The organism is Rhodoferax sp. ZS1R8, assembly GCF_056521325.1.
This window is the reverse complement of sequence record NZ_JBWMBA010000031.1, coordinates 1-2,154: the sequence shown is the minus strand read 5'-3', so window position 1 is coordinate 2,154 and position 2,154 is coordinate 1. Positions and strand designations below refer to the sequence as shown.

Below are 2,154 nucleotides of genomic sequence, written 5' to 3'. Positions count from 1 at the left end.
CTGTTCCAACTTCTTGGGCTTCGGGTTGGCCATTACGGAAAAAAACTACTCGAAGTATTTTTTGCCGACCTTCCCGAGCTGACATTTCGCCTGTTGATGTTCGTTGAGCACTTTGCCATCGGCTGGCTATCAGCGGTCCCTTTGCTCATCCTTCTCGAATTGATGAAAAATCGTCTTCCTGCCTTGTCGGTGGGCGCAGTCTACGGCGTTGCTTACTATGTCGTCCTCAATTCCTTTTTACTTCCGTTGAGTTTCGGAGACAAAACACCCTGGACGCTTGGATTCTCTGTGATGTATCCCAGTTTGATCATCCACATCGTCTTTGGCGTTTCCATCGCACTCACATCAAAACGTTTTGTTTACTCCTTTTCGAAGCAGGCTAGGCGTTGAACCACTCGTCACCACCCGCCACAAACCCGCGCTACCGGATACGTGGTGGAGCCAGCAGTTGTTCCGGCACCGTCAAGTAGGCTGCAGTCGCACCCCGGTACTGGCGCGCGAGCTCCAGCTCATGACTGTTGCCGCCGACACGTTTTTGACCCAGGTGCCGACTTTGGTCTGACCCACCTCAATTCTTGGCGAATCCGCCTGCATAACGATTTGACAGACGCTCGGCTGGGTCCTCGCGCTGCACCTGCTGCGTGAGCGTGCGCAACTCCGACGTGAGCTGGGCGACATTCGCCACCGTGCTCTTCAAATGGGGGGCGGTCATGAGCTGGCGCGTGGCCGAGGCAATGGTCATGACCACCAATCGTCGCGACATTCTCAAATACACCGCGGCCGCCGCCGTTGTTGGCGCACTGCCTACCAGCTTTGCCCAAAACGCCACGACGGGGATCGACCCGCGCGACCGCGTCTTCATCACCAACGAAGACTCCAACACACTGGTGGTGATTGATCCACGGACCAACACGGTGGAAACCACCATCAACCTGACCAGTTTCGACGAAGATGCCCGCCCGCCATTTCGCTACATCACCGCGGGCATCGCGCCGACCCATGCGGCCATGATCCACAAACCGCTGTACCAGGGGTCGATTTGTTTTCGTTGCCAAAAGTGACGAGAGCAGTTCATTTGGTGGGGTGAGTGGCTACCAACTTCAACTTCTGTATCCCTACGCGACCGCGCGCATAGTTGCGTCGTTCGATGGAAAGCCTGGATGCCATCGAACAAAGTCATCGCGCAACTGCCCATCGACCACACGCACGCGGACCTGTAGCAGTTGATGCGCGCATTGCGGGTCCCAACGCATTTGCTGGCTCTTTGACATCCGTTTGTCGATCAACTGGTTGACTGCGGATTCCACGAAGGCGCTGGAAATTCTTAGGCCGGCGCGATACCGTTGCCCATAGTTTGGCAGCGAGTCAATATTGTTGGCGAGATAGGCCAACAGGTCAGTTGTCAATCTGCGTATGAACCTGACCGTCGTCTTCTCAAATAACGAGGGACGCTTGGTCGTTCGCAGAATCGTGCGCAGCCGATCAAACGCTTCTGCGCGTTTACCATGCCACAGTCTCCACTTCAAGCCTGAAGCGGCAATCGAGAGTCAGTCATGATCAAAGCGTTTGAGTTCGCTGCAGGCCGCTTTGCTGTGAATGACGTTGCAAAGCTTGGCAACACGAGTCTTCAGGTGATACCAGTCCAAAATGTGGCGGGCTTGGGGCAAGTGTCGTCACTTGCCATTGGCGCAGCTGAGTGGCTCCATCGGTGAAGACTTCTGTGTTCTCCTGATCAGCACCGAATTGGTTTAACACGATGCGCACCCGTTCCTTGAAATGTGTGTCGACCGTTTGAACAAATGCAAGGCTGCGCTGGCCCCTGCCGCTCTGAATGGCACGCCCTGCAATGACTTCGAACGACTTTTCTTTGTCAGGGTGACTATGTCGCAGATACCCGCCATCCAGTCCAACAGCGGTCGATTGTCTATTGGGAACACATTTGCTTGGCGCCTCCTCTGCCACCAGTCCACGGTGGTCCAGGTATTTCCCTGTAGCGAGAGTGTGGCGACGCACAGTACTCCCGAGTTCGACAGTTAAACGCGTAAGTTATTGATTCATATGGAATTGCAAGTGCGGTGTGCCATTACAAGAGGGTCAACTGGGTGTTTAGCGTGGGTTTCTTGATCGTCAGCGCCGCCAGAATGGCGGTGTGTT

4 protein-coding genes are annotated in these 2,154 nt (G+C 55.0%); 2 read left to right on the top strand and 2 right to left on the bottom strand.

Annotated features, from left to right (window positions below; genetic code table 11):
• The coding region (locus AC097P_RS23420; RefSeq protein ID WP_479612841.1) for a hypothetical protein at nt 1–390 on the top strand (390 nt) is incomplete at its 5' end.
• Nucleotides 391–568: 178 nt separating this feature from the next.
• Here the strand turns inward: AC097P_RS23420 and AC097P_RS23415 are convergent.
• The gene (locus AC097P_RS23415) at nt 569–742 is read right to left on the bottom strand and encodes a hypothetical protein (protein ID WP_479612840.1); all 174 of its coding nucleotides are present in this window, start codon (nt 740–742) and stop codon (nt 569–571) included.
• On the opposite strand from AC097P_RS23415, the gene AC097P_RS23410 reads away from it, so the two are divergent.
• On the top strand, nt 741–1,061 hold the full coding sequence (locus AC097P_RS23410; protein ID WP_479612839.1) for a twin-arginine translocation signal domain-containing protein: 321 nt from the start codon (nt 741–743) through the stop codon (nt 1,059–1,061). The two genes, AC097P_RS23415 and AC097P_RS23410, sit on opposite strands and share 2 nt — an antisense overlap.
• Before the next feature lie 54 nt (nt 1,062–1,115).
• On the opposite strand, the gene AC097P_RS23405 is transcribed toward AC097P_RS23410, so the two are convergent.
• Nucleotides 1,116–1,391, bottom strand: a complete 276-nt coding sequence (locus AC097P_RS23405) for a hypothetical protein (RefSeq protein ID WP_479612838.1) — start codon at nt 1,389–1,391, stop codon at nt 1,116–1,118.
• Nucleotides 1,392–2,154 lie beyond the last annotated feature (763 nt).